Source organism: Martelella limonii (assembly GCF_013344475.1).
Taxonomy (GTDB): Bacteria; Pseudomonadota; Alphaproteobacteria; order Rhizobiales; family Rhizobiaceae; genus Martelella; species Martelella limonii.
In genome coordinates this window covers 26,898-51,269 of record NZ_JABUOU010000006.1, presented here as the reverse complement: position 1 = coordinate 51,269, position 24,372 = coordinate 26,898, and the positions used below count along the sequence as shown (strand labels likewise).

The window sequence follows — 24,372 nt, the reverse complement described above, 5'->3', positions numbered from 1 at the left end:
ATGCTGGTTCTATTTCACGGCGCCCATGGTAATGCCGCGGATCAGGTGGCGCTCGACCAGCACGAAACCGAGGATGACGGGCAGCATGGAGATGGCGGAGGCGGCCATCACGAGCGGCCAGTCGATCAGGCCTTCGCCGGGGTTGATGCGGTAGAGCTTCGCCAGCCCGACCTGGAGCGTGTAGAGGTCCTCGCGGCTGGTGGCGACCAGCGGCCAGATGTAGTTGTTCCACTCGGTGATGAAGATGTAGAGCCCCATCGACAGGATGGCGGGCTTTGCGATCGGCACGATCACCCGCCACAGCACCGTCATGGGCGAGGCGCCGTCCATATAGGCGGCCTCGTCCAGCGCGCGCGGAATGCCGCGGATATATTGCCGGAGGAAGAAGGCGGCAAAGCCGTTGGAGATCGCCGGCAGGATCAGGCCGGCATAGCTGTCGAGCAGACCGGCATCGGCGAGCGTCAGATAGTTCGGGATCAGGCTGATATGGCTCGGGATCATCAGCGTTGCGACGGTCGCGGCAAACAGCAGGTTGTTGCCGGGGAAGCGGTAACGCGCAAACGCATAGGCCGCCATGGTGGCAAAGGCGGTGCCGATCACGGTCACCGCGCCCGCCACGATCAGGCTGTTGAAGAGATAACGGGCGAAATTGTACTGGCCGATCGCGACCTTGTAATTGGCCAGCGTGAGGTCCAGCGTGCCGGTGTAATAGGCGTTTGCCGTCTCGAACGACATGAAGATCGAATAGAGAACCGGCGACAGGAACACGAGGCCGGCAAGCAGCGCAAGACCGGCATAGATGGGATTGTCAGGCTTCATAGTGAACCCTCTTTCCGAGAACGCGCGACTTGAACACCGCAAGCGCCACCAGCAGGATGAACAGGAGAACGGCGAGCGCCGAGCCCTGGCCGATGTCGAACAGCGTGAAACCGATCTCGTAGAGCCGGTTGACGATCAGGTCGGTGGCACCCGCCGGCCCGCCCTCGGTCATGACGTTGACGAGGGTGAACACCTGGAAGGCCTCGATCACCGAGATCACCAGCAGGAAATAGGTGGTGGGCATGACCAGCGGAAAGGTGACCCGGCGGAACACATGCATCCTCTTGCCGCCATCGACGGCGGCGGCATCATAAAGCTCCTGCGGGATCGCCTGCAGGCCCGCGATATAGATGATCACGTCGTAGCCGAGCTGCTTCCAGGTGTTGATGAAGATCAGCACGCCGAGCGCGAGCTCAGGGCTCTGCATCCAGCGGACCTTGTCGATGCCGAACAGGCCGAGCAGCCCGTTCATCATGCCGAAATCGGTCGAGAACACCCAGGAGAACACCACGGCGATCGAGACGGTGGAGGTAACGTAGGGCAGGAACAGCGCGCCGCGCAGGATCCGCCGGGCAAAGGTCTCGCGCGTCAGCGCGTTTGCGAGCACGAGGGCGAGCGCAAGCCGGAGCGGCACCGAGATGAAGGCGAAGATGGCGGTGACCCGGAGCGAATTCCAGAACGGATGCGAGTTGAACAGGATCATGTAGTTGTCGAGACCGACGAAGGGCTTTTCGGCCGACATGAAATCCCATTGCCGGACGCTGAGGTCGAGGCTGGTGACGATCGGGATATAGGTGAAGACCGCGATGAAGGTCATCAGCGGCAGGACGAGCAGATAGGGGGTCAGCTTGCGCGGCATGGGAAGCGTCCTCGGCTGCCGCTATCTGGCGGCAGGGCGGCGGTTGCGATCGGGCCCGCGCGCCGGTGAAGACGCGCAGGCCTCTGCATGGAAAGACGTGTCGGACTTACTTCGACAAACGCTCTGCTTCCTGGAAGGTGCGTGCCGCGAAGTCGGCGAGTGCCGACTGTGCATCGCGGGTGCCGAGCGCGATCGCCTGCCAGACATCATATTCGTTGGAGCGCATCCAGGTGACCACCGGCGGGCGCGGACGGCCGCGGGCGAAGTCGAGCTGTTCGATGGCAACCGTGATGCCTTCCTCGTTCGCAATCGCTTCCTTGGCGAGCGGCTCATCGGCGGTCTTCTTGTTGATCGGCATGTAGCCGGTGCCAGCAAACCAGATGGCGTTCGATTCCGGCGAGGCGGCAAACGAGATGAACTTGTAGGCCGCGTCCTTCACTTCGTCTTCGGACGACGAAAGAATGCCGATGCCGGCGCCGCCGATCGGAACCGCGCAGACCTTGTTGCAGGGCATGGGCAGCACCACGGCCTTGTCGCCGAGCGCCTTCACCACATCGCCATGGTCTCCGGTCGAGTTCATCATCAGGCCGGCATGGCCTGAGAGGAAGACCTGCTTGTCGACCTTCTCGTCTGTCACGCCGTCGGGGGAGGCAATGCCGTCCTTGACCAGCGACGCCATCCATTCATAGGTCTCGACGGTGTTCGGCGCGTCGATCATGATGTCGCCGGTCGTGGAATCGATCAGGTCGCTGTCATTCGACATGATCAGGCCCCAGCGGGCGAACTGGCCGGGCGCCGTCATGCCCTTGATGTTGTCGCTCTCGAGCATCTCGCTGATCGTGCCGGCGGCAACCGTGATGTCGGCAAAGGTCTTCAGCGGCGGAATGTCGGCATAGCCGGCCTGCTCGAAGATGTCCTTGTTGGCATAGAGAACGGGCGTCGAGGAATTGAACGGGATGATGTAGTTCTTGCCGTCATAGACGCCGACCTCGCGGGCAAAGCCGAACAGGTCTTCGGACAGCGGATCGCCGGCAAGCCTGTCGGTGAGGTCTTCCAGCACGCCGCGATCGGCGAAAAGGCCGTAGCGGGTGACTTCCATGATCACCGCGTCGGGCGCGCGCCTTGCTGGAATGGCGGCCTGAAGCTTGGCGACGATGTCGTTGTAGTCGCCGATGAACTGGTCATCGATATGGATGCCGGGATTGGCGGCCTCGAAATTGTCGATGATTTCGGCAAGCGCCTTGCCGTTGGACTTGTCCGGATTGAAGCTGTGCCAGAACTCGACGGTGGTATCGGCATGGGCGGCGGACGCCATGAGGGCGACAGCGCTTGCGAGGAGGCATGCGGAAAGGGTCTTCATGGGAAATCTTCCTTTGCAATTAGAATTGCAGCGTGATGGCCCCTTGCAATTATGCGCTCGAAACGACAAACCGATGAATGAAAGATGAAGCTTATATAACACCTTAAGCCGGCTTGCGGCGACGGCAGGATCAGGCGGCGGAAGCTTCCGCCTTTTCCTCCTGCTGGAAGCCCAGATAGGCAAGCAGGATGATGATCGGCGGTCCGAAGAAGCAGAGCCGGTGCAGGTAGCGCCAGGCGAGGGCTGCAAGCGCGCAGCCGAGTGCAAACAGGAACAGCGAGCGGATCAGCCGCTTCAGCCGGGCCTTCAGCTTCTTTCTGTCTTCCACCTCGCCGAAGATGAGGTCGGTAAGATCCAGCATGATCTGGGTGGTGGTTCCGGTCATCAGCGTTGATGGCGGCATGTCGGGAAGGTGCACCCGGTGGACCGCGTTCTGGATCGCCATGGAAACGACCAGCGTCATGCCGATGACCAGTTCCGCAGCGCTGTTCGGCACGCTGAAATCCAGGACGTATGAGAGCAGGCCGGCCGCCACGAACAGCACGAACTGGATCACCAGCAATACCGGCACCACCGGCCGGGACTGGCGTTTGAGCCAGCGTGCGAAATACCGCGCAGCCATGACTGCGACGCAGAACACCGGCAGCGCCAGCGATTTCGCAAGCAGCCCCCCGGTGCCGGTGGCGATGGCCGCGCCGAGCGTCACGAAGTTGCCGGTGACATGGGCCGTGAACAGCCCGTTCAGCGCGACAAAGCCCATGGTGTCGACATAGCCGCCATTGAGGCTGAGCGCCGAGGAAAGTAGGGAACGCGACATGGAGCACCTCCGCCCGAAAATTGCATGAAAACGCAGCCACACGGGGCGGGCCTTTGCCGGAACACGCTCCGCCGTGCCAATGCATGCCGTTCGGCCTTCGAAAGGTTAGCGGCGAAGGGTAAAGACATGGTTACACGGCTTGGAACGTCGGCTCGGTCCTGCCTTCACCTTTTTGCCTCCGCAGCTTGCCTTCCAACGGCTCAAAGCCTTTCGGAAAGTGCGGGCACCGCCTCAAAGAGGTCTGCCACCAGCCCGAAATCTGCGACCTCAAAGATCGGTGCTTCCTCGTCCTTGTTGATGGCGACGATCACCTTGGAATCCTTCATGCCGGCCAGGTGCTGGATCGCGCCGGAAATCCCGACCGCAACGTAAAGGTCGGGCGCCACCACCTTGCCGGTCTGGCCGACCTGCCAGTCATTGGGCGCAAAGCCGCTGTCGACCGCCGCGCGCGAGGCGCCGACGGCCGCACCGAGCTTGTCGGCGAGCGACTCGATCAGTGCGAAATTCTCTTTCGAGGCAAGGCCCCTGCCGCCCGAGACCACGATCCGGGCGGATGCAAGTTCCGGCCGGTCGCTCTCTGCCATCCTGTCCTCGACCCATGTCGAAAGCGCCGGGTCGCTGCCCGGCCCAATCGCCTCCACGCTTGCCGATCCGGTGGCAGCCGCCGCTGCGAAGGTTGATGTGCGGACGGTGAGAACCTTGATGGAGTCGCGCGACCGCACGGTCTGGATCGCATTGCCGGCATAGACCGGGCGTTCGAACGTGTCCGCATCGACCACGGCGGTCACATCGGTCAGGATCATGACGTCGAGAAGCGCCGCCACCCGTGGCAGGATGTTCTTGCCACCGCTGGTGGCGGGGGCGACGATATGGCTGAAATCTGCGGCAAGCGAAGCGATCAACGCGGCGAGCGGCTCTGCAAGGCGGTTTGCGTAAAGGCCGTCATCGGCAAGAAGCACCCTGACCACGCCATCGATGCGCGCCGCCTGTTCACCGGCGGCTCTTGCTGTCGAAAGAATGGTGACAGGACCAAGACTTGAGGCAGCGGATACGGCCTTTGCGGTCGCATCGAGATTGAGCGTGCCATCGCCGTTGATTTCGGCCAGAACAAGAACAGTCATGACAGGACCCCTGCTTCCTTGAGCGTTGCCACGAGCGCATCCACCGAGGCAACCTTGATCCCACCGGCGCGTTTGGCGGGTTCGGCGGTGCTGATGATCTCCAGCCGCGGCGCGATGTCGATGCCGAAATCGGCGGCGGATTTCTCCTCGAGCGGCTTCTTCTTCGCCTTCATGATGTTGGGCAGGCTTGCATAACGCGGTTCGTTGAGACGAAGGTCCGTGGTGATGATCGCCGGCAGGGCGACCCTGATGGTCTGCAGCCCGCCATCGACCTCGCGCGAGACGATCGCCACGCCGCCGCCGATGGCGCGATCGACGTCGAGTGCATTGGCAAAGGTCGCCTGGGCCCAGCCGAGCAGGCCGGCAAGCATCTGGCCGGTGGCGTTCATGTCGTTGTCGATCGCCTGCTTGCCCATGATGACGAGCCCCGGCGCTTCGGCTTCCACGATCTGTTGCAGGATCTTTGCGACGGCAAGCGGTTCGATGTTGGTCGCACCGTCATCGGCCGCAACCACCAGGATGGCGCGGTCCGCGCCCATGGCAAGCGCCGTGCGCAGCGTTTCCTGGCATTGCCTGACGCCGATCGAAACGACGATCACCTCGTCGGCCTTGCCGGCCTCCTTGAGCCGGATGGCTTCCTCCACCGCGATTTCATCGAACGGGTTCATCGACATCTTGACGTTGGCGAGATCGACCCCGGTGCCGTCCGCCTTGACGCGGACTTTCACATTATAGTCGATCACCCTCTTTACGGGGACGAGCAGTTTCATGGGAGCAATACGTCTTTCGTTGTTCGGTGGCTGCACAGCCGTCATCAGGCGGGGCGGGCGGCGGTGAGAATATGGTGGGCGCGAAGCCGGACCGGCTCATCGATCATGGCGCCATCAACGGCCACTGCGCCGTCTCCGGCGGCAAGCACGCGCTCGGCCCAGGCGATTTCGCGCTCGCTCGGTGCAAAGCCTGCAAGAACCTCCGGCACCTGTTTCGGGTGGATACAGAGCTTTCCCGTCATGCCGAGTGCGCGCGCATGTTCAGTATCGCTCCGCGTTTCCGCGGGGTCGTCGAGCCGTGCGGTGACGCCGTCGATCGGTCCCGGCTTGCCTGCAAGGCGCGAGGCAAGGACCAGTTCGCTGCGCGCGGGGATGAGGATCGCGCGGTCATGCGCTGCCCCCAGATCGGCGCAATAATCGATCGAGCCGAAGGCAAGGCGGCAGACGCCGTTCATCGCCGCAATCGCGCGCGCTGCGGCAATCCCGCGCGCGGTCTCGATCAGGGCGACCAGTGGAAGGCTGTCGCCGAGCGCCGCGCAGACCTCTGCCGTTTCCTCTTCCGCCTTTGGCAGGACGATCCCGGCAAAGGAGAGCGTGCGGACAGCGTCAAGATCGGCCGCGTGCCACGGCGTTCCGCGCGCATTGATGCGCACCAGAACCGGCTTCTGCGTGAAGTCGCAGCGGATATTGGCACGGGCTTCGTCCTTGGCATCGAGGCCGACGGCATCCTCGAGGTCGAGAATGATGGCGTCAGCCGCGCTGGCAGCGGCTTTCGCGAAGCGTTCGGGGCGGTTGGCCGGTACGAAGAGCGGCGCCTTGATGAGTTCGATGCCTACCATTCCGCCCGTGCCTCCATCGCCACCGGTCCGCCGGGCTCCGCCGTCCAGAGGTCGAAACCGTTATCGGTGCTCCGCGCATTGACGGCCAGCGATCTGTCGCCGAAGGCGGGTGACAGGCTTCGGAAGCTGAAGCGTGCCGGCCTTTCTTGCCTCAGATCGGCGGCATATTGCACCAGCAGCATCGCCTGCAGCGGCCCGTGCACCACGAGGCCCGGATAGCCTTCCACGTCGGTCACATAGGGGGCATCGTAATGGATGCGGTGGCTGTTGAAGGTCAGCGCGGAATAGCGGAAAAGCCGGGCGGCGGGCGTGGTGACGATGCGCTGGTGTTCGCCAGCGTCCGCCGGCTGCGGCGTTCTTGCCGCAAGCGCCTTGACCGGGGCCGCATTGGCTGGGCTCTGACTGGCCGGAGCCAGGTTGGCGGGGTCGCGGTAGACGATGTCCTGTCTCTCGGTCAGAGCCTTGCGGCCGCCGCTTTCGAGGTGATGTGTCACGGTCACGAAGCAGAGCCGGCCGGAGCGGCCCTCCTTGAGGGTCACATCTTCCACCACCGAGCGCCGCGAGATGGTTTCGCCGATCAGAAGCGGCGCGTGAAAGGTCAGCGCGCCGCCAGCCCACATCCGCCTTGGCAAGGGCACCGGCGGAAGGAAGTCGCCGCGCTCCGGATGGCCATCAGGGCCGAGGCTTGCGGTGGGGGTGGTCGGCTGGCACAGGCAGTGGTGGATCAGGAGCGGCGCCTCCGCGCCCTCATCGGTCGGATCCTCGCGATCGAGCGTGGCATTGAGGCGGGCAACCAGCGTCGGTGTCAGCAGTTCGAAGGCCTGTTCCTGGCGCCCGATCCAGCGCCTGAGGTGGTCGAGGTCGAGCGCTTCAGACATTGTCCACCTCCAGAGCGTTGAGCGCGGGCACCGCGCCGTAGCTGCGCGGCGCATCGTCCCAGACAGGGGCAGGCGCCGGATAGGAAACCGCCCCCCGCGGCGTTTCAACCGTGATCCTTCGCAAATGCGGATGGGCGGAAAGGCCGGCCATGTCGTTGACGGCTGCAAGCGCAACATCGGCGGCAATCAACCTGTCGATCGCCTCCGCGCCGGTCATGCGTGAAAAGGCCTCAGCGACCAGTGCGTCGGTCTCGGGGCGGTTTGCGACCCGTACCAGATTGCTGGAAAACCGGGGGTCACGGGCGATTTCGGCATTGCCGAGGAACACCGCGCAGAGCTTCTGCCATTCGCGTTCGCTCTGGATGGAGAGCAGGATCTGCGTCCCGTCACCGGCGACGAACACGCCGTAAGGGGCAATCGAGGGATGGGCAAGGCCGACCCGTTGCGGGCTCTTGCCAGCCTCATGGCTCAAAAGCGGCACGGTCAGCCAGTCCGCCATCACGTCGAACATGGAGATCGAGATATTGGCGCCCTGTCCGGTCTTTCCGCGCCGGATCAATGCCTCCAGAATGGCAGACTGGGCGGTGGCGCCGGTTGCGATATCGACCAGCGAAATGCCGACGCGGGCAGGCTCGGACGGTCCGCCCGTGATCGAGCAGAGGCCCGATTCCGCCTGCACGAGAAGGTCGTAGGCCTTGCGGTCCGCCATCGGCCCGTCCTCGCCGTAGCCGGAGATCGAGCAGGTGATGAGCTTCGGAAAGTCGCGCGAAAGCCGCTCGAAGCTGAAGCCGAGCCGCGACAGCGCACCGCGCTTCAGGTTCTGCACCAGAACATCGGCGGTCTCGAGCAGCTTTGCCAGAGTGGCCTGACCCGCCGGGTCGGCAAGGTCGAGCGTCTGAGAGGTCTTGCCGCGATTGAGCCAGACGAAATAGCTCGACTGGCCGTTTGCCACGTCGTCGTAACCGCGCGCAAAATCGCCTTCCGGGCGCTCGATCTTGATTACCTCCGCGCCGGCATCGGCAAGGCGCGATGTGCAGAACGGGGCCGCGACCGCCTGTTCGATGGCGATGACCCTGATCCCTTCAAGTGGCAGCATCAGAAGCTCCGGGGCAGGCCGAGAACGTGCTCGGCGATATAGGAGAGGATGAGATTGGTGGAGATCGGCGCCACCTGGTAAAGCCGGGTTTCCCGGAACTTGCGCTCGACATCGTATTCGCAGGCAAAGCCGAAACCGCCATGGAACTGGATACAGGCATTGGCGGCTTCCCAGCTTGCCTTGGCGGCAAGGTATTTCGCCATGTTCGCCTCCGCTCCGCAGGGCAGTCCCTCGTCATAGAGCCGGCAGGCCTTCTGGCGCATCAGATTGGCAGCCTCGATCTCGATATAGGCTTCGGCAATCGGAAACTGGACGCCCTGGTTCTGCCCGATGGGCCTTCCGAAGACGGTGCGCTCCTTGACGTAGCGCACCACGCGGTCGGTGAACCAGTAGCCGTCGCCGATGCATTCGGCCGCAATCAGCGTGCGCTCGGCATTGAGGCCGGTGAGGATGTATTTGAAGCCCTTGCCCTCTTCGCCGATCAGGTTCTCCTCGGGGATTTCGAGATTGTCGAAGAACAACTCGTTGGTCTCGTGGTTGACCATGTTGAGGATCGGGCGCACCTCCATGCCCGATTTCATCGCTTCCTTGATGTCGACCAGGAAGATCGAGAGGCCATCGGATTTCTTTTTAACCTCCGGCAGCGGCGTGGTCCTGGCAAGCAGGATCATCAGATCGGAATGCTGCAGGCGGCTGATCCAGACCTTCTGGCCGTTGACCACATAGCGGTCGCCCTTCTTCACGGCCGTGGTCTTGAGCTGTGTCGTGTCCGTGCCGGTCGTCGGCTCGGTCACGCCCATGGACTGCAGCCGCAATTCGCCGGTGGCAAGTTTCGGCAGGATGCGCTGGCGCTGCTCTTCGGAGCCGTGGCGCACCAGCGTGTTCATGTTGTACATCTGGCCATGGCAAGCCCCGGAATTGCCGCCGGCGCGGTTGATCTCTTCCATGATCACCGAGGCTTCCGTGAGCCCGAGGCCAGACCCGCCATATTCTTCCGGAATGAGCGCTGCCATCCAGCCGGCCCTGGTCAGCGCGTCGACGAATTCTTCGGGATAGCCGCGCGCTTCATCGATCTTGCGATGGTATTCGTCAGAAAATTCGGCGCAAAGCGCGCGCACCGCGTCGCGAATATCCTGAAATTCGTCGCTGACCTGATCGTACACCTATGTCTCCTCCAAGGGCTCGGCTTCCCTGCCGTTTTCCCCATCATCAAACCCCGGAGGTCATAAATCAAATATCTGAATGTACTTCCTGACATGCCTGAAATGTATGGATTGGCCCCGCCCTCACTGCCAGAAGCGACCCGATCGGGATCGGGTCGCTTCTGGCAGTGAGATCGCGCGTGAGTCAGACCGGATCCCAGCAGAACACATCTGCCGAAACATCGAGCGGCACATAGCTGGCCTTCAGCGCGGGGATCGCGTGGCTTGCAACGCTGTCGAGCGACCAGCCCTCGCTGCGCTGGACGGAGCGGACCGGGCGCGGCTGCGAGATCAGGAAGATCTCGTTGTTGCGCACGGCGAAGATCTGGCCGGTGGTGTCCGCGCCCGCGTCGGAGGCGAGGTAGAGCGCGACCGGGGCGATCTTTTCCGGCGACATCTCCTTCATGCGGTTGACGCGCTCCTCCTGCTCGGGGCTGTCAACCTTGATGGACGAGGTCATCCGGCTCCAGGCGAAGGGGGCTATGCAGTTGGAGCGGATGTTCCAGCGCTTCAGGTCGAGCGCGAGCGACTTTGACAGCGCGGTGATGCCGAGCTTGGCGGCCGAGTAGTTGGCCTGCGCCAGGTTGCCGATCAGGCCGGAGGTCGAGGTCATGTGGATCAGGCTGCCCGACCCCTGTTCGCGCATCACGTCCGACGCGGCGCGGCTGACATTGAACGTGCCGTAGAGATGGACCTTCACCACCGCATCAAAATTCTCGTAGGTCATCTTGTGAAAGAAGCAGTCGCGCAGGATGCCAGCATTGTTGACCACGGCGTCGAGCCGGCCGAAGGCGTCGGTCGCCTGCCGGACCATGGCCTTTGCGCCTTCGGGGTCGGTCACATCGTCGCCATTGGCAACGGCGCGCCCGCCTGCCTGTTCGATCGCGGCCACCGTCTCCTGCGCCGCAGCGCTCGATTCGCGCTGACCGTCGAGCGCTGCGCCGATATCGTTGACGACCACGCGCGCGCCCGCCTTTGCCGCCTCCATCGCAATCGCGCGTCCGATGCCGCCGCCGGCGCCGGTCACAAGCATGACCTTGCCATCAAGGTTCTTCACGTCAGACATGTATCCTCCCTATGTCCTGAAAATCTGTGTCAGCCGCCATGGGGGCGGCCGAACAGGCTGCGTTCGATCTGCGCTGCGGCCTCCGTCAGCGCCGTGGCGATGGCCTTGAGGCTTTCATCGGTCTGCTGTCCGGAAATGGTGATGCTGCTCATGCCGAGCCGTGGTGTGCCCTCAGCGTCGCTGACCAGCGCTGCCACGATGTCGAGCCCGCGAAACAGGTGGCCTCGATCAAAGCCGGCCCTCGTCGTTTTCGCCTGCTTCACATCTGCCCAGAAGCTTTCGAAGCTTGGAGCGTCCTGCCAGCGAACGGTTTCGAAGCCCCTGCGGGTCTCAGCCTCGGAAAGGCCTCTTGTCGCCGCATAGCAGCGGCCGATGGCACCGGAAAACGCCGGCAGGCGGCTATTCTGGGCAAGCACGGCATGCAGGATGTTGGGCGCGGTGAACCGGTCGATCAGCACGATGCGTGCGTTGGGCGTGATCTGCCAGAGCGCGATCATGGTCCGGTTCTCCGCAGCGATCGCCTGAAGCGTCGGGCGGATCACGTCCGTCGGATTGGCGCCGAGCAGGGGAATGGCAAACTCCATCAGCCCCATGCCCATGCGGTAGGTCTTCGCCTCGGGGTCGAAGCTCACGAGACCCTCATGGGCAAGCGTCCTCAAAATGTTGAAGGCGGACGACACGTTCAGCCCGGTTTCGCGCGCAATCAGCGTCGCGCCCATCGGCCGGCCCTCGGCGGCGAGAAGGCGCATGATGCTCATCGCGTTCTGGACGGCGGGGACGAGTTTCGGTCCGGCTTCTTCGGTCATTTCATTCCTCATGTAGAATGGCATTTACTATACAGAATAATTTTGTTAGATCAAGGCCAGGACGGAGTAACACCGAAGGAGGAGCGGACGATGCCGGCAGGGGTGGATAGTGATGTTTTTGAACAGCTTATGGCGAGTGTGGAGAGATTTGCCCGCGAGCGGCTGATCCCGGCCGAACGCCGTGTCGAGGAGGAGGATGCCATCCCCGAGGAGATCGTCTCGGAGATGAAGGAAATGGGCCTTTTCGGCCTCTCCACGCCCGAGGAATTCGGCGGCATCGGCGTCAACGTGCCGCAGGAAGCGCGCCTGATCGAGGCGCTGTGCTATGCGTCGCTCACCTTCCGCTCGCTGATCGGCACCAATGTGGGCATCGGTTCGCAGGGCATCGTCATGGATGGCACCCAGGCGCAGAAGGAACAATGGCTGCCGGGCGTGGCAAGCGGCGATGTGATCGCATCCTTCGCCCTGACCGAGCCCGACAACGGGTCTGATGCCGGCGGAATCCGCACCTCGGCGCGCCGCGATGGCAGCGATTTCGTGATCAACGGCACCAAGCGCTACATCACCAATGCGGTGCGTGCCGGCGTGTTCACCGTCTTTGCCCGCACCGATCCCGAAAAGCCGGGCGCGGATGGCGTTTCTGCCTTCATCGTCCCGGCGAACACCCCCGGCATCACCGTCGCCAAGCCCGACCGCAAGCTCGGCCAGCGCGGCACCAAGACCTCCGATGTCATCTTCGACAATGTCCGTCTGCCGGAAAGCGCCATTCTGGGCGGGCCGGAGCGGCTGAACCAGGGCTTCCGAACGGCCATGAAGGTGCTTGATCGCGGCCGCATCCATGTGGGCGCGATGGCGGTGGGCCAGAGCCAGCGCATGCTCGATATCGCCACCGACTATGCTTTGCAGCGCAAGCAGTTCGGCAAGCCGATCGGTGAGCATCAGCTGGTGCAGGGCATGCTGGCGGATTGCCAGGCAGAGCTTCATGCCGCGCGCGCGCTCGTCCGGGCCACGGCGGAAACATTCAACCGCGAAGGCAAGGCGATCCTGGAGGCCTCCTGCACCAAGTATTTCTGCACCGAGGCGGCGGGACGCATTGCCGATCGCGCGCTCCAGATCCATGGCGGCGCGGGCTACATGGCGGAGTACGACATCGAGCGGCTCTACCGCGATATCAGGCTTCTGCGCATCTATGAGGGCACGAGCCAGATCCAGCAGCTCGTGATTGCCAGGCGCACGCTTGCCGAGCGGGCGGGCTGAACCATGGCGGCAGCAAATTATCGAAGCCTCGATGAGATGCCGCCCCGGTCCACATTCTCGCTCCTGATGGGGATCGAGATCGTCACCTGCACGCCTGAAGAGGTGGTCTGCACGATGACGGCGACCGAGGCGATGTCGAACCGCAACGGCGTTCTGCATGGCGGCGCGCTGATGACGCTGGCCGACACGGCGGCGGGGACGGCTGCGTTCATCTGCAGCCCTGCCAACATCACCAACACGACGATCGAGGCGAAGACCAATTTCATCCGCGCGGTGAAGCTTGGCGAGACCGTGACCGCGCGCTGCGCGCCGGTTCATGTCGGCCGGACGACGGCGGTGCTCGAGGTCACCATGACGCGTGACGACGGCAAGGTCGTGGGCATTGCCACCCAGACCCACCTTTATCTCGGCGGAAATGAAGGCGAGAGCGCAAAAAGGGAAGAGAAATGACGGATATCGATACGGGCGCGCTTGGTCCGCAGGCCGCCTATGAAGCCTATCTCGCCGCTGGACGCTTCATGATCCAGCACGCGCCGAGCACCGGCGAACACGTGTTCTGGCCGCGCGTGGTTTCCCCGTCGGGCGCCACCGACCTCCAATGGGTCGAGGCGAAGGGTACCGGCACGGTCCATGCGATCACGGTCAACCGAGGCCGCGGGGAGTCGTATAATGTTGCGCTGATCGACCTCGATGAAGGCGTGCGCATGATGTCGACGCTGCCGGACGTGGAGACCGCCGCCATCGGCGCCCGCGTCAGGGCGCGCATCGAGACGACCGGGGAAGGCCCGCGCGTGGTCTTTGATCTGATCGGGGAGGAAGGCCGGTGAGCGAACGGACACTCAGGGGCAAGACGGCCATTGTCGGCATGGCAACGGCCGGCGTCGGCGAGGCCCACGGCTTTTCGGCAATGGAGCTTCTCGGCAAGGCGGCGGTTGCAGCCGTTGCCGATGCAGGCCTCAGGATGCAGGACATCGACGCCGTTTTCGCGGCGACCAGCAGCCATGCCTTTCCGACCATGAGCGTGGTCGAATATCTCGGGCTGAAGCCGAAATTCTTCGATGGCACCAATGTCGGCGGCTCGAGCTTCGAAATGCACCTGCTGCAGGCGACGCTGGCACTTGAGGCGGGGCTCTGCGATGCCGCGCTCGTCTGCTATGGCTCCAACCAGCGCACCGCTGGGGGACGGCTCGTCTCGATGAGCGAGCCGCAATGGCACGAAACACCCTACAGGCCACGCCATCCGATCACCGCCTATGCGCTGGCAACGAGCCGGCACATGGCGGAATTTGGCACCACGCGCGAACAGCTGGCCGATGTGGCGCTCGCCGCCCGCGGCTGGGCGAACCTCAACCCGGAGGCCTTTGCGCGCGGACCGCTCAGCAAGGACGAGGTTCTGTCGGCGCGGATGATCTCGGACCCGCTGACCAAGGCCGATTGCTGCCTTGTGACCGATGGGGCCGCGGCCTGCGTGCTGGTGCGCGCCGACCGGGCGAAGGATCTGCCCGGCAAGCCGGTCTATTTCCTGGGCGCCGCCGGTGCCAATTACCACCGTTCGATCGTCGCCATGCCCGATCTGACCACGACCGCAGCCGCCGAAAGCGGACCGCGCGCCATGGCCATGGCGGGCGTCGGCCAGGCCGATCTCGATCTGGTGATGGTCTATGACGCCTTCACCATCAACACGATCCTGTTTCTCGAGGATCTCGGCTTTTGCCCCAAGGGCGAGGGCGGGCGCTTCGTCGAGGGCGGGCGGATCGCGCCCGGCGGTGAGCTTGCGGTCAACACCAATGGCGGCGGGCTCTCCTGCGTGCATCCCGGCATGTACGGCCTGTTCCTGATCGCCGAGGCGGTGACCCAGATCCGTGGCGGTGCCGGCGAGCGCCAGATTGCCGATTGCGACCTTGCGCTCTGCCACGGCAATGGCGGCACGCTGTCGAGCCAGGTGACCGCCATTCTCGGATCGGAGGCCGTGCTGTGAGCAGTCTTTCCCATATAGACGGGCTTGTTGCGCCCGGTTCCGTCGCCGTCATCGGCGCATCCGACGATGTGACCCGCATTGGCGGGCGGCCGATCGCTGCCATGCTGAAAGCGGGTTACCAGGGCCGGATCCTGCCGGTCAATCCGAACCGCGACACCGTGCAGGGCCTTGCCTGCTACAAGAGCGTCGCCGATCTGCCCGAAACGCCCGATGCCGCGCTGATCGCGGTTCCGGCGAGGATGGTGGCTGAAACGATCGAGGCGCTTGGCCGGCGCGGCTGCAAGGCGGCAACGCTGTTTTCGGCGGGCTTTGCGGAGGTCGGCGCGGATGGCGAGGCCGCCCAGCGCGAGATCGTCGCGCTGGCGCGCGCGCATGGCATCCGCCTTCTCGGACCCAACACGCTTGGCGTCTACAATGCCGATATCGGCTATTACGGCACCTTCTCATCCTCGATCGATACCGGATTGCCGCGCCCGGGCAATATCGGCATCGCCAGCCAGTCCGGCGCCTTCGGCGCGCATCTGGGCGCGCTTGCGCGTGATCGCGGGCTCGGCTGCTCGGTGCTGATCACCACCGGCAACGAGGCCGATATCACCGTCGCCGAAGCGATCCGCTGGATGGTTGAAAGCGAGGGCACGGATGTGATCTGCACCTATATGGAGGCGATCAATGATGCCCCGGCACTGCTTGAGGCGCTTGATGCGGCGCGGGCGGCCGGCAAGCCTGTGCTGGCGCTGAAATCGGGCCGATCGGCGGTTGGCGCGCGAGCTGCCGCCTCGCACACAGCGTCGCTGACCGGCGATGCGGTGGTTGCCGATGCGGTGCTTTCCGCGCACGGCGCGATCGTGCTGCGCGATCCCGAAACCATGATGGACATCGCCTATGCCGCATCCCGCAAGGTGTTTCCTACCGAACATTCGCTCGGCATCGTCACGATCAGCGGCGGCGCGGGCATTGTCGCAAGCGACGAGGCCGAACGGGTGGGCCTGCCGATGCCCGCCATGCCCGAGGCGGCGCAGGCGATGCTGAAGGCAGCGCTGCCTTATGCCTCGCCGGTCAATCCGCTCGATTGTACGGCGCAGGCACTCAACGATCCGTCGCTGCTGGAGCTCTTTACCCGCAGCGGCCTCGAGGATGGCGGCTATGGCGCGGTGCTCTGCTTCTTCACCTATGTGGCCGGCAGCCGTGCCATGTCCGACGCCATTCTGGCGGCGATGAAACCGCTGCGCGCCGCCTTCCCGGACCGGATCATCGCGTTTTGCGCCCTTGGCGAGCAGGAGGTGCTGCAGCGCTATGATGATGCGGGCATCCTGGTCTTCAGCGATCCGTGCCGCGCGGTGAGAGCGCTCGATGCGATCCTCAGGATCGGTGCGGCAAGGGCGGGCGGAGAGAGGGAAGCGCTTCCGCAGCCATTGCCGGTTGCCCTGCCGGCCGCGACGCCGGATGAGGCCGCCGCGAAGACGCTGCTTGCCGAAGCCGGCATTGCCGCAGCACCCGAGCGGGCAACGGAGAGCGCCGAAGAGGCGGTCGCAGCCGCCGAGGCCTTTGGCTATCCCGTGGTGATGAAGGTGCTCTCGCCGGATATCCTGCACAAGTCGGATATCGGTGCGGTCAAGCTCGATATACTCGATGCCGATGGGGTGCGCCGCGCCTATGACGAAATCCTTTCAGCGGCAGCGGATCATGCGCCGGATGCGAAGGTGACGGGCATTCTCGTGGCAAGGCAGCTTTCCGGCGGGGTCGAATGCCTGATGGGCATCAACCGCGATCCGACCTTCGGCCCGATCGCGGTTTTCGGTCTGGGCGGCATCTTCGTCGAGGTGCTGAACGATGTGGCGCTGAGAGCCTGCCCCTTCGGGCCTGAGACGGCGCGCGACATGATCCTTTCGATCAAGAGCGCTGCAATCCTTCAGGGCGCAAGAGGTCAGGCGCCGGCCGATATCGATGCGCTCGCCGGGATGCTGTCGCGCCTTTCCATGTTTGCGGCAGGGGCCGGCGAACGGCTGGTCTCGATCGATCTCAATCCCGTGCTGGCAATGCCGGATGGCGCCTATGCGCTCGATGCCGTGATCGAGATCGCGGCCGGGGAGGACGTCCATGGCCATTGACTACGACCACCTGATGTCCTTCGACATTCCCGAGGTGCGGCAGAGCTATGGCCTTGCCGATGTCGCGCTCTTCGGGCTTTCCGTCGGCCTGGGGCAGGACCCGATGGATATGCGCGCGCTCGCCTATGTCGGCGCGCTCGACGATGACCGCCGCGCCATGCCGGCGATCGCAAACATTCTCTGCCATCCGGGTTTCTGGCTGGCACGCCCGGAAACAGGGGTCGACGCGCTGAAGCTTGTTCATGGCGAACAGGGCATGACGCTGCACCAGACGCTGCCGGTCGAGGGCACGCTGGTGGCAAAGACCCGGGTGACCGGGATCGTCGACAAGGGCGAGGGGCGCGGCGCGCTGCTCTATTCCGAAAAGGAAATCCGGGACGCCGGAACCGGCGCCCTGCTTGCAACCTGCCGCAACACCACCTTCCTGCGCGGCGATGGCGGTTTCGGCGGCCCTTCCGGGCCGGTCAAGACACCGCACTCGCTGCCGGAGCGGGCGCCGGACCATGTGTTCGACACGCCGACGCGGCCGGAACAGGCACTGTATTACCGCTTGAACGCCGATCCCAACCCGCTGCACCTCGATCCCCGGATTGCCAGGCAGGCCGGATTCGAGCGGCCAATCCTGCACGGTCTGTGCACCTTCGGCTGCGCCGCTCATGCGCTGCTTGCGGTGATGTGCGACTATGACGCCGGCCGCTTCGGTGCCATGGATGGCCGGTTCACCGCCTTTGTCTATCCGGGCGAGACGCTCCGCACGGAGATCTGGAACGACGGGTCGTTCCGCACCCGCATTCTGGAGCGCGACAAGATCGCGATCGGCAACGGGCTCTTCAAGCGGAGGGAGGCTCAATGAGCATCGAGACAAAACCGGGCGAGGAGGGACTTCTCGTCATCACGCTCAATGAGCCGGAGCGGCGCAATCCGATCGGCCATGCTGCGCGGAAGGCGCTTCTCGCGGTCCTTTCGGATGCGGCCGGCGACGATGCGGTCCGGGCCGTGGTGCTGACCGGCGCGGGCGGGCATTTCTCGGCCGGCGGCGATATCCGCGATCAGGGCGAACGAAGCCTCGGCGTCCATCGCGAGCGTTTTGCCGTCATCGGCGACATGATCACGCGGATGGCCCGGTTTCCCAAGCCGCTCGTGGCAGCGGTCGAGGGCTTTGCCGCGGGCGGTGGCTTTGCATTGGCGCTTGCCTGCCCCACGATTGTCGCCGCGCGCGACGCGCGCTTCGTGGCAAGCTTCACAAAGATCGCGCTGATGCCGGACATGGGGCTGCTCAGCACGCTGCCGGCTCGCATCGGAAAGGCGAAGGCCCGGCAACTGATCCTCTCCAACCGCGTCGTTTCGGGGGAAGAGGCGGAGAGGATCGGCCTCGTCGACCAGCTCACCGATCCGGGCGATGTGCTTGCTGCGGCATCGGCGCTTGCTCTGGCGGAGGCGAGCGGGCCCGCCATGCCAAGGCAATTCGTGCTCGACTGGTTCGCACGCGATCTGGCCGAGGCGCTCGAATACGAACAGGCGCTGCAGCCGATCCTCATCAACAGCGCCGATGCGGCGGAAGGGCGGGCGGCTTTTGCCGAGAAGAGGACGCCGCGTTTTCGCGGATGCTGAGCCGCAAGGAGCATGCGGCGCCGGTGCCGGCCGCGTCCGAAGGGACGCTGCCGATCACGCTGCGCCGCATCTCGATGGCGTTTGTCACGCTTTCCGCGCTGGTCCTGGTTGTCTTTCATTCACACGCCTTGCTGCTTCTGGCCGTTGGCGCGCTCCTGCTTTTTCTGGTGCTGGCCGTGCGCCAGTACCGCACCGGCGCCTGGGTGCCGATCCTGCTTTCGCTGGGTGTCCTGGCGCTGTCCCTCGCCAGGGGCGTGCATGCCGATGTGCTGTATCAGGCCGCAGACCGGATGATCTTTCTGGCCGCGCTGATTGCCATGCTCGGAACGCTGCGGTCCGCAGCCGCGATCGCGCCCGAGGTGTTGCAGGCGGGCGCCTATGTGACCAACCAGCCGGCGTCGCGCCGTTATGCCGCGATGACCTTCGGCGGCCATCTCTTCGGCGTACTGATCAATTTCGGCGGGCTTGCGCTGCTGCTCGATCTTGCCAAGCGTTCGATGTCGACCGAGGCGGCAGCGCATCTGCCGGACGCGGCGCGCGAGGCGCGGCTGCGCCGGATGACGCTGGCAATCGTGCGCGGCTTTTCGCTGATCTCGCTCTGGTCCCCCTTCGGCTTTGCCACCAACGCGCTGCTGATCACGCTGCCCGGCGTGTCCTACATGGATTTCGGTCCCGTGGGCTTTGCCATGTCCTTCGTGTTCGTCGCCATCGGCTGGGGGCTTGACCGGCTGGATGGCAGGCGTTTTCGCAAGCTCGGCCTGACGCCTCCGAAGCCGCCAGAGGGCAGCTGGCGGGGTGCGGCGGCCCTTGTCGGGCACGTTCTGGCGCTCGGAAGCACTGTCTTTGCCACCCATGAGCTGACCCCGCTCAGCTTTCAGGAGGCCTTGATCTTTGCGGTGCCGGTCTATGCCTTTCTATGGTCCGCATCTGCCGGGCGGCGATCGATGGGGCGGGCCTCGGCCGGAGCGGCCAGTGCCGCACAGACAACTTGGAAGCGCCTTTCGGACCTTGGCCCGGAGGTCAGCGTGTTCGCCGCCGCAGGCTTCCTGCCGGTGCTGCTCCTGGCGCTGATCCCGACGGAGACACTGCAGGCAACCATTGTCACCCTCGGGCTCGATGCGTTTTCGATCATGATCGGGCTCAGCCTGCTCACGGTGGTCCTCGCGCTCATCGGCATCAACCCGATCGTGACGACCTCGGTGTTCGGCTCGATTGCCGCAGAGCTTGCCGTTCCGGGGCTGAGCAACACCGCGATCGCGCTTGCCATTACCGGGGGGTGGACGTCGGTGATCGGCCTGTCGCCCTTCATCACCACGCTGGTGATCGCCTCGACCATCATGGGACGAAGCAGCACGACGATCGGCCTTGTCTGGAACGGCCTTTACTGCGCGACCATTCTTTCCGTCTGGCTGTTGTTGATTTCGGGTCTGATGCTGACTGGTATGATATAAACACCGGCAACGTGTTTGGGCATTGCACGCACGGACACCATGCCGGTGTGTTATGTCGGCTTTCTAAAGCGTCGTGCCCGGCCATTGCCCCTTTGCAACCATGGCATGTATTTCCGACGTCATGAATTCTGCGAAATTGCTGGTCAGCCGCGAGCCCGGCCGGTTCAGTGGGGTCATCAGCACGAGCGTGCGATCGATGGTGCGGCGGACGATCGGGCGCGCGATCAGCCGGCCCTCTCGCACCTGGTTGATCACGCTGACCAGCGGCAGGATGGTGCTGCCGAGGCCGCGTTCGACGAAGGCGAGCATGGTCGGCAGGATATCGATTTCGAGCACCACATTGAGGTCGATATTTTCGTCCTGCGCGATGGATTCGACGCGGCCGCGCAACCCGTGCTCGGGGTTGGGCAGGATCAGCGGCTTTTCCAGTGCGTCGCGCACCGGGATCGGAACGCCGTCCTTGCCGCCTTCGGACGTGGCCGACTGGATCAGGAAAAGCTGCTCGATGATGATCGGCTGCGACCTGATGGACGGGGACTTCTGGCCTTCATAGGCAACGCCGAGATCGATCTTTCCACGCAGCAGCCAGTCCTGCACATGGCCGCTGAAGCCCGAGATGATCCGAAGTTTCACATCCGGATATTCGGCAAGCGTGCGCTCGATCATATGGGTCGCAAGGATGTCCGAGACCGTTGGCGGCAGGCCGAGCGTCACCGTGCCCGAAAGCGGCGCCCGGTTGCCCGAGATCTCGCCCGCCATTTCCGTCACGTCTTCGAGAATGGCCTTGGCGCGGCGCGCAAGCCTGATGCCCTCCTCGGTCGGCATGACGCCCCGGCCATGGCGGCGCAGCAGCGCGACGCCGAGCTCGTCTTCCAGCGCCTTGACGACGCGGCTCAGCGCCGGCTGAGCGATGTTGAGGCGCTCGGCGGCGGCGGTGATGCTGCTGAGCTCTACAACCTGAATGAAATAGCGCAACTGGCGGAAATCCATTCATGCCTCATTTGTATCTCTGATATCAGAATAATGCATTTGAATCATTTGTGCCACTTCGCCAATCTCATTCGCGGAGGAAGGAGTCAATCCCGCGCGGCCCGGCAAAAGGGCGCCGGGCTTGAGATCACTGGAGGCGTGATCGCTCCGCGTTTTTTCGTTGCACAGGGAGGAATGCATGATGACTGGATTGAAATTCGGGGTGGCGCTTGGCGCCCTCATGACGTTGACGGCCTTTGGCGCCGCCGCCCAGGAACTGCCGAAGACGATGGTCTGGACGTCCTATGATGTGGGCTCGGCGGGCTACGCCGAAGCCTCTGCCATCGCAGACGCCTTTGGCAAGGAATTCGGAACCCGGGTTCGCATCCAGCCGTCGGGCAGCGGCATCGGCCGTCTGCAGCCGCTGCTGCAGGGGCGTGCCGATTATGCGTTCCTGGCAACCGAAGCCTTCTTCGTTTCGGAAGGCGCGTTCGATTTCGCCACCAAGGACTGGGGCCCGCGCGAACTGCGTGCCGTTGCCGGCCGCCCGGCAGGCATCACGCTGATTGCTGCCGGCGATGCCGGGATCGAGACGGTGGCCGATGCCCGCGGCAAGCGCATCGCATTCGTTGCCGGCAACCCGTCGGTCAACGTCAAGTGCGAGGCGATCCTGGCCTTTGGCGGGCTGACGCTGGACGATGTCGAAGTCGTCACCTTCCCGACCTATGGCGCGGCGATGGCGTCGATGACCCGCAACGAATCCGACGCGACCTGCACCACGCCGACGACCAGCCAGCTCTATGAACTGGCCGAAAGCCCGCGCGGTATCCACTATGCGCCGCTTGAGGCGGACAATGCGGCAGGCTGGGAAGGCATGCTCAAGGTACTGCCGATCATGGGACCGTCGGATGAAGACGTCGCCGCCGGCCTGAAGGAAGGCGAAATCGCCAAGATGGCCGCCTATCGCTACCCTGTCATCACCACGACGCCCGACAAGTCGCCGGACGAGGTCTATGCCTTCATCAAGGCGCTGGACGAATCCTACGATCTCTACAAGGACGGCACGGCCACCATGGCGCGCTGGTCGCTCGACAAATCCGGACGGCCGGCGATCGACGTGCCCTTCCATGAGGGCGCCATCCGCTACCTGAAGGAGAAGGGAATCTGGACCTCAGAGGACGATGCCTGGAACGACAAGCGGATCGAGCGCATGGATGCTCTGGTCGCCGCCTGGGACGAATTCAAGCCCCAGAATGAAGGCCTTTCCGACGAGGACTTTGCCCAGGCATGGATGGCCAGGCGCGCCGAGGTCGTGGCCGGCCTGAACTGACGCCCGGTTGCCTCAACGCCCCGGCGCCTGCCGCGCCGGGGTCCGGCTTGCCTTGACCAGGAAGAATCCATGATTTCCGACACCACGATCGATGGCGCTCAGCCCGCATTCAAGGCCGTCAGCGCTCCGCCGCCGGTTCCCGGCCAGACAGTGTTCCGCATCATTGTCATGGTTCTGGGCGTCCTCGGGATCGCCATGGCGATCAACCAGCAATTCCTGCTGAACCTGTTCGGGTTCCAGCCGCTCGGCAACGCCTATCTCTATTATCTGATCGGCATCTTCCTGGCCGTCGCCTTTCTGAGCCTGCCGGTGAGTGCGCATGATCCGCGCCTTCTCTGGTGGCTCAATCCGGTGCTTGCGGCAGCAGCGCTCGTCAGCGCCGGCTGGCTCGGCATGCATGGGCTCGACATCATCCAGAAGGGCTGGGAGTATGATGCGCCGGGAATGGCCGACATCATGTCCTCGGTGCTGATCGTGCTGGTACTCGAAGGCGTGCGACGCGCCGGCGGGCCGATCCTGCTGTTCACGGCGCTCCTGTTCGGCACCTATCCGCTTTATGCCGATTTCATGCCGGGCTTTCTCTGGGGCACGCAATATTCGCTGATCGGCACGGTGCGCGCCCATGTGCTAGGCGTCGAATCGATCATCGGCATCCCGATGCAGGTCGTTGCCGAACTGGTGATCGGCTTCGTGATCTTCGGCTCCGTTCTGGTCGCGACCAAGGGCAGCGATTTCTTCATGGAGCTTGCCTCCGCGCTGCTCGGCCACAGCCGTGGCGGCCCGGCCAAGGTGGCGGTGATGGGATCCGGCATTCTCGGCTCGCTCTCCGGCAGCGTGATCTCGAATATCCTGACCTCTGCGCCCTTCTCGATCCCGACCATGCGCAGGATCGGCTATCCCGCCCATTATGCTGCGGCGATCGAGGCCTGCGCCTCGACCGGCGCGACGCTGATGCCGCCGGTGATGGGAACCGTGGCCTTCGTCATGGCCTCTTTCCTGGGCGTACAGTATTCGACGATTGTCGTCGCGGCCGTCATCCCGGCGCTGCTGTTCTACATCGCGCTGCTGTTCCAGGTCGACATGTATGCCGCTCGCCGGGGGCTTGAGGGCCTGCCGAAAAGCGAGATCCCGCCGATCTGGCCGGTGCTGAAAACGGGCTGGCCCTATCTCCTCAGCCTTGCGGTTCTGATCTTCGTGCTGATGGTGCTGCGCATGGAAGCGCGCTCGCCCTATTATGCATCGGCAGTCATGCTGGTGGCGACGGCCTTTCGCAAGGAAACCCGGATCACGCTTGCCCGCGCCAAGGCGCTGCTGCTCGATATCTCGACCAATATCGCAAATCTCGTCGCAGTGCTTGCCGGTATCGGCCTTGTCGTCGGCGGCCTTTCCTATACCGGCGTTGCCGGCGCGTTCTCCCGCGAGCTCCTGCTTTATGCGGGCGGCAACACCGCCCTGATGCTGCTTGCCGGTGCCGTGACGAGCTTCGTGCTCGGCATGGGGATGACGGTCACGGCCTGCTACATCTTCCTGTCGATCCTGCTTGCGCCGGCTCTGGTGCAGGCTGGCCTCAACCCGATCGCCAGCCATCTCTTCATCCTTTACTGGGGCATGCTGTCCTATATCACACCGCCGGTGGCGCTGGCTGCAATCACGGCCGCCAACGTCGCAGGATCGAAGCCGATGCGCACCGGGTTCTACGCCATGCGCCTCGGCATGCCGCTGTTCGTGATCCCCTTCATCTTCGTCTACGACCCGGCGCTGATCATGGATGGCACCTGGCTGCAGATCTTCGAGCGGGTGGCGCTGACGCTGGTGGCGATCTGGGCGATCACGTCCGCCTTCGAGGGATGGATCTACAAGGTCGGAAAGGTGGGCGTCGTCAGCCGGATCGTCTTTGCCGCGGGCGGCGTGCTGATCATCTTTCCGGAGATTATCACCAGCCTGATCGGCGCCGGTATTCTGGTGGCGGTGATGGCGGCCAATCGCGGCTTTGCCCGGCGCAGTGCCGCGGCCAAGGCGTGATCTGAAAGGCAGG

General features: G+C 64.1%; 23 protein-coding genes. 10 read left to right on the top strand and 13 right to left on the bottom strand.

What is annotated here, in order from left to right:
- Positions 1-9 precede the first annotated feature (9 nt).
- The 12 genes from HPQ62_RS13470 to HPQ62_RS13415 all read right to left on the bottom strand — a co-directional run bounded on the left by HPQ62_RS13470 (position 10) and on the right by HPQ62_RS13415 (position 11,633).
- Positions 10-819: a carbohydrate ABC transporter permease gene (locus HPQ62_RS13470; protein ID WP_174803089.1), complete on the bottom strand. Its 810-nt coding sequence runs from the start codon at positions 817-819 to the stop codon at positions 10-12.
- Complete coding sequence (locus HPQ62_RS13465; RefSeq protein ID WP_174803088.1) at positions 809-1,678, bottom strand: carbohydrate ABC transporter permease; 870 nt, start codon at positions 1,676-1,678, stop codon at positions 809-811. Before HPQ62_RS13465 ends, HPQ62_RS13470 begins: the two co-directional genes overlap by 11 nt.
- Positions 1,679-1,784: 106 nt before the next feature.
- Positions 1,785-3,038 (bottom strand): ABC transporter substrate-binding protein, encoded by a 1,254-nt coding sequence (locus tag HPQ62_RS13460; protein ID WP_174803087.1) that lies wholly within the window; start codon positions 3,036-3,038, stop codon positions 1,785-1,787.
- A gap of 130 nt (positions 3,039-3,168) precedes the next feature.
- Complete coding sequence (locus HPQ62_RS13455) at positions 3,169-3,855, bottom strand: YoaK family protein (RefSeq protein ID WP_174803086.1); 687 nt, start codon at positions 3,853-3,855, stop codon at positions 3,169-3,171.
- 200 nt (positions 3,856-4,055) lie between these two features.
- Positions 4,056-4,976, bottom strand: coding sequence for an electron transfer flavoprotein subunit alpha/FixB family protein (locus HPQ62_RS13450; protein ID WP_174803085.1), 921 nt, complete (start codon positions 4,974-4,976; stop codon positions 4,056-4,058).
- Positions 4,973-5,746: an electron transfer flavoprotein subunit beta/FixA family protein gene (locus tag HPQ62_RS13445; protein ID WP_174803084.1), complete on the bottom strand. Its 774-nt coding sequence runs from the start codon at positions 5,744-5,746 to the stop codon at positions 4,973-4,975. The genes HPQ62_RS13450 and HPQ62_RS13445 overlap by 4 nt, the downstream gene beginning before the upstream one ends.
- 44 nt (positions 5,747-5,790) lie before the next feature.
- On the bottom strand, positions 5,791-6,585 hold the full coding sequence (locus tag HPQ62_RS13440) for an HpcH/HpaI aldolase/citrate lyase family protein (RefSeq protein ID WP_174803083.1): 795 nt from the start codon (positions 6,583-6,585) through the stop codon (positions 5,791-5,793).
- A complete protein-coding gene (locus tag HPQ62_RS13435; RefSeq protein WP_174803082.1) occupies positions 6,579-7,463 on the bottom strand; it encodes an HTD2 family dehydratase in 885 nt (294 codons plus the stop codon). The genes HPQ62_RS13440 and HPQ62_RS13435 overlap by 7 nt, the downstream gene beginning before the upstream one ends.
- Entirely contained in the window at positions 7,456-8,559 is a 1,104-nt protein-coding gene (locus HPQ62_RS13430; protein ID WP_174803081.1) for a CaiB/BaiF CoA transferase family protein, read from the bottom strand. The genes HPQ62_RS13435 and HPQ62_RS13430 overlap by 8 nt, the downstream gene beginning before the upstream one ends.
- On the bottom strand, positions 8,559-9,722 hold the full coding sequence (locus HPQ62_RS13425) for an acyl-CoA dehydrogenase family protein (protein WP_174803080.1): 1,164 nt from the start codon (positions 9,720-9,722) through the stop codon (positions 8,559-8,561). Before HPQ62_RS13425 ends, HPQ62_RS13430 begins: the two co-directional genes overlap by 1 nt.
- Positions 9,723-9,906: 184 nt before the next feature.
- Positions 9,907-10,827: an SDR family NAD(P)-dependent oxidoreductase gene (locus HPQ62_RS13420; protein WP_174803079.1), complete on the bottom strand. Its 921-nt coding sequence runs from the start codon at positions 10,825-10,827 to the stop codon at positions 9,907-9,909.
- A gap of 29 nt (positions 10,828-10,856) precedes the next feature.
- Complete coding sequence (locus HPQ62_RS13415; RefSeq protein ID WP_174803078.1) at positions 10,857-11,633, bottom strand: IclR family transcriptional regulator; 777 nt, start codon at positions 11,631-11,633, stop codon at positions 10,857-10,859.
- A 129-nt stretch (positions 11,634-11,762) separates the two neighbouring features.
- Here HPQ62_RS13415 and HPQ62_RS13410 point away from each other — a divergent pair, with 129 nt between their 5' ends.
- From HPQ62_RS13410 to HPQ62_RS13375, 8 genes are read left to right on the top strand one after another with little or no spacing between them, the layout of a single operon-like run.
- A complete protein-coding gene (locus HPQ62_RS13410; RefSeq protein WP_244629690.1) occupies positions 11,763-12,890 on the top strand; it encodes an acyl-CoA dehydrogenase family protein in 1,128 nt (375 codons plus the stop codon).
- A gap of 3 nt (positions 12,891-12,893) precedes the next feature.
- Positions 12,894-13,340 carry a PaaI family thioesterase gene (locus HPQ62_RS13405; protein ID WP_174803076.1) on the top strand — a complete coding sequence of 149 codons (447 nt, stop codon included), beginning with the start codon at positions 12,894-12,896 and terminating at the stop codon, positions 13,338-13,340.
- Positions 13,337-13,717, top strand: coding sequence for a Zn-ribbon domain-containing OB-fold protein (locus tag HPQ62_RS13400; RefSeq protein WP_174803075.1), 381 nt, complete (start codon positions 13,337-13,339; stop codon positions 13,715-13,717). The genes HPQ62_RS13405 and HPQ62_RS13400 overlap by 4 nt, the downstream gene beginning before the upstream one ends.
- A complete protein-coding gene (locus HPQ62_RS13395; protein WP_174803074.1) occupies positions 13,714-14,868 on the top strand; it encodes an acetyl-CoA acetyltransferase in 1,155 nt (384 codons plus the stop codon). Before HPQ62_RS13400 ends, HPQ62_RS13395 begins: the two co-directional genes overlap by 4 nt.
- On the top strand, positions 14,865-16,976 hold the full coding sequence (locus HPQ62_RS13390; RefSeq protein ID WP_174803073.1) for an acetate--CoA ligase family protein: 2,112 nt from the start codon (positions 14,865-14,867) through the stop codon (positions 16,974-16,976). Before HPQ62_RS13395 ends, HPQ62_RS13390 begins: the two co-directional genes overlap by 4 nt.
- A complete protein-coding gene (locus tag HPQ62_RS13385; RefSeq protein WP_174803072.1) occupies positions 16,966-17,829 on the top strand; it encodes a MaoC/PaaZ C-terminal domain-containing protein in 864 nt (287 codons plus the stop codon). Before HPQ62_RS13390 ends, HPQ62_RS13385 begins: the two co-directional genes overlap by 11 nt.
- Positions 17,826-18,587, top strand: coding sequence for an enoyl-CoA hydratase/isomerase family protein (locus tag HPQ62_RS13380; RefSeq protein WP_174803071.1), 762 nt, complete (start codon positions 17,826-17,828; stop codon positions 18,585-18,587). The genes HPQ62_RS13385 and HPQ62_RS13380 overlap by 4 nt, the downstream gene beginning before the upstream one ends.
- On the top strand, positions 18,581-20,038 hold the full coding sequence (locus tag HPQ62_RS13375) for a hypothetical protein (RefSeq protein WP_174803070.1): 1,458 nt from the start codon (positions 18,581-18,583) through the stop codon (positions 20,036-20,038). The genes HPQ62_RS13380 and HPQ62_RS13375 overlap by 7 nt, the downstream gene beginning before the upstream one ends.
- A 63-nt stretch (positions 20,039-20,101) precedes the next feature.
- Here the strand turns inward: HPQ62_RS13375 and HPQ62_RS13370 are convergent, their stop codons facing one another.
- Positions 20,102-21,028, bottom strand: a complete 927-nt coding sequence (locus HPQ62_RS13370; RefSeq protein ID WP_174803069.1) for a LysR family transcriptional regulator — start codon at positions 21,026-21,028, stop codon at positions 20,102-20,104.
- Between the two features lie 181 nt (positions 21,029-21,209).
- On the opposite strand from HPQ62_RS13370, the gene HPQ62_RS13365 reads away from it, so the two are divergent.
- Both HPQ62_RS13365 and HPQ62_RS13360 read left to right on the top strand, forming a co-directional pair.
- On the top strand, positions 21,210-22,337 hold the full coding sequence (locus tag HPQ62_RS13365) for a TAXI family TRAP transporter solute-binding subunit (RefSeq protein ID WP_174803068.1): 1,128 nt from the start codon (positions 21,210-21,212) through the stop codon (positions 22,335-22,337).
- 69 nt (positions 22,338-22,406) lie between these two features.
- Positions 22,407-24,359, top strand: a complete 1,953-nt coding sequence (locus HPQ62_RS13360; protein ID WP_206678076.1) for a TRAP transporter permease — start codon at positions 22,407-22,409, stop codon at positions 24,357-24,359.
- The last annotated feature ends 13 nt before the right edge of the window (positions 24,360-24,372 follow it).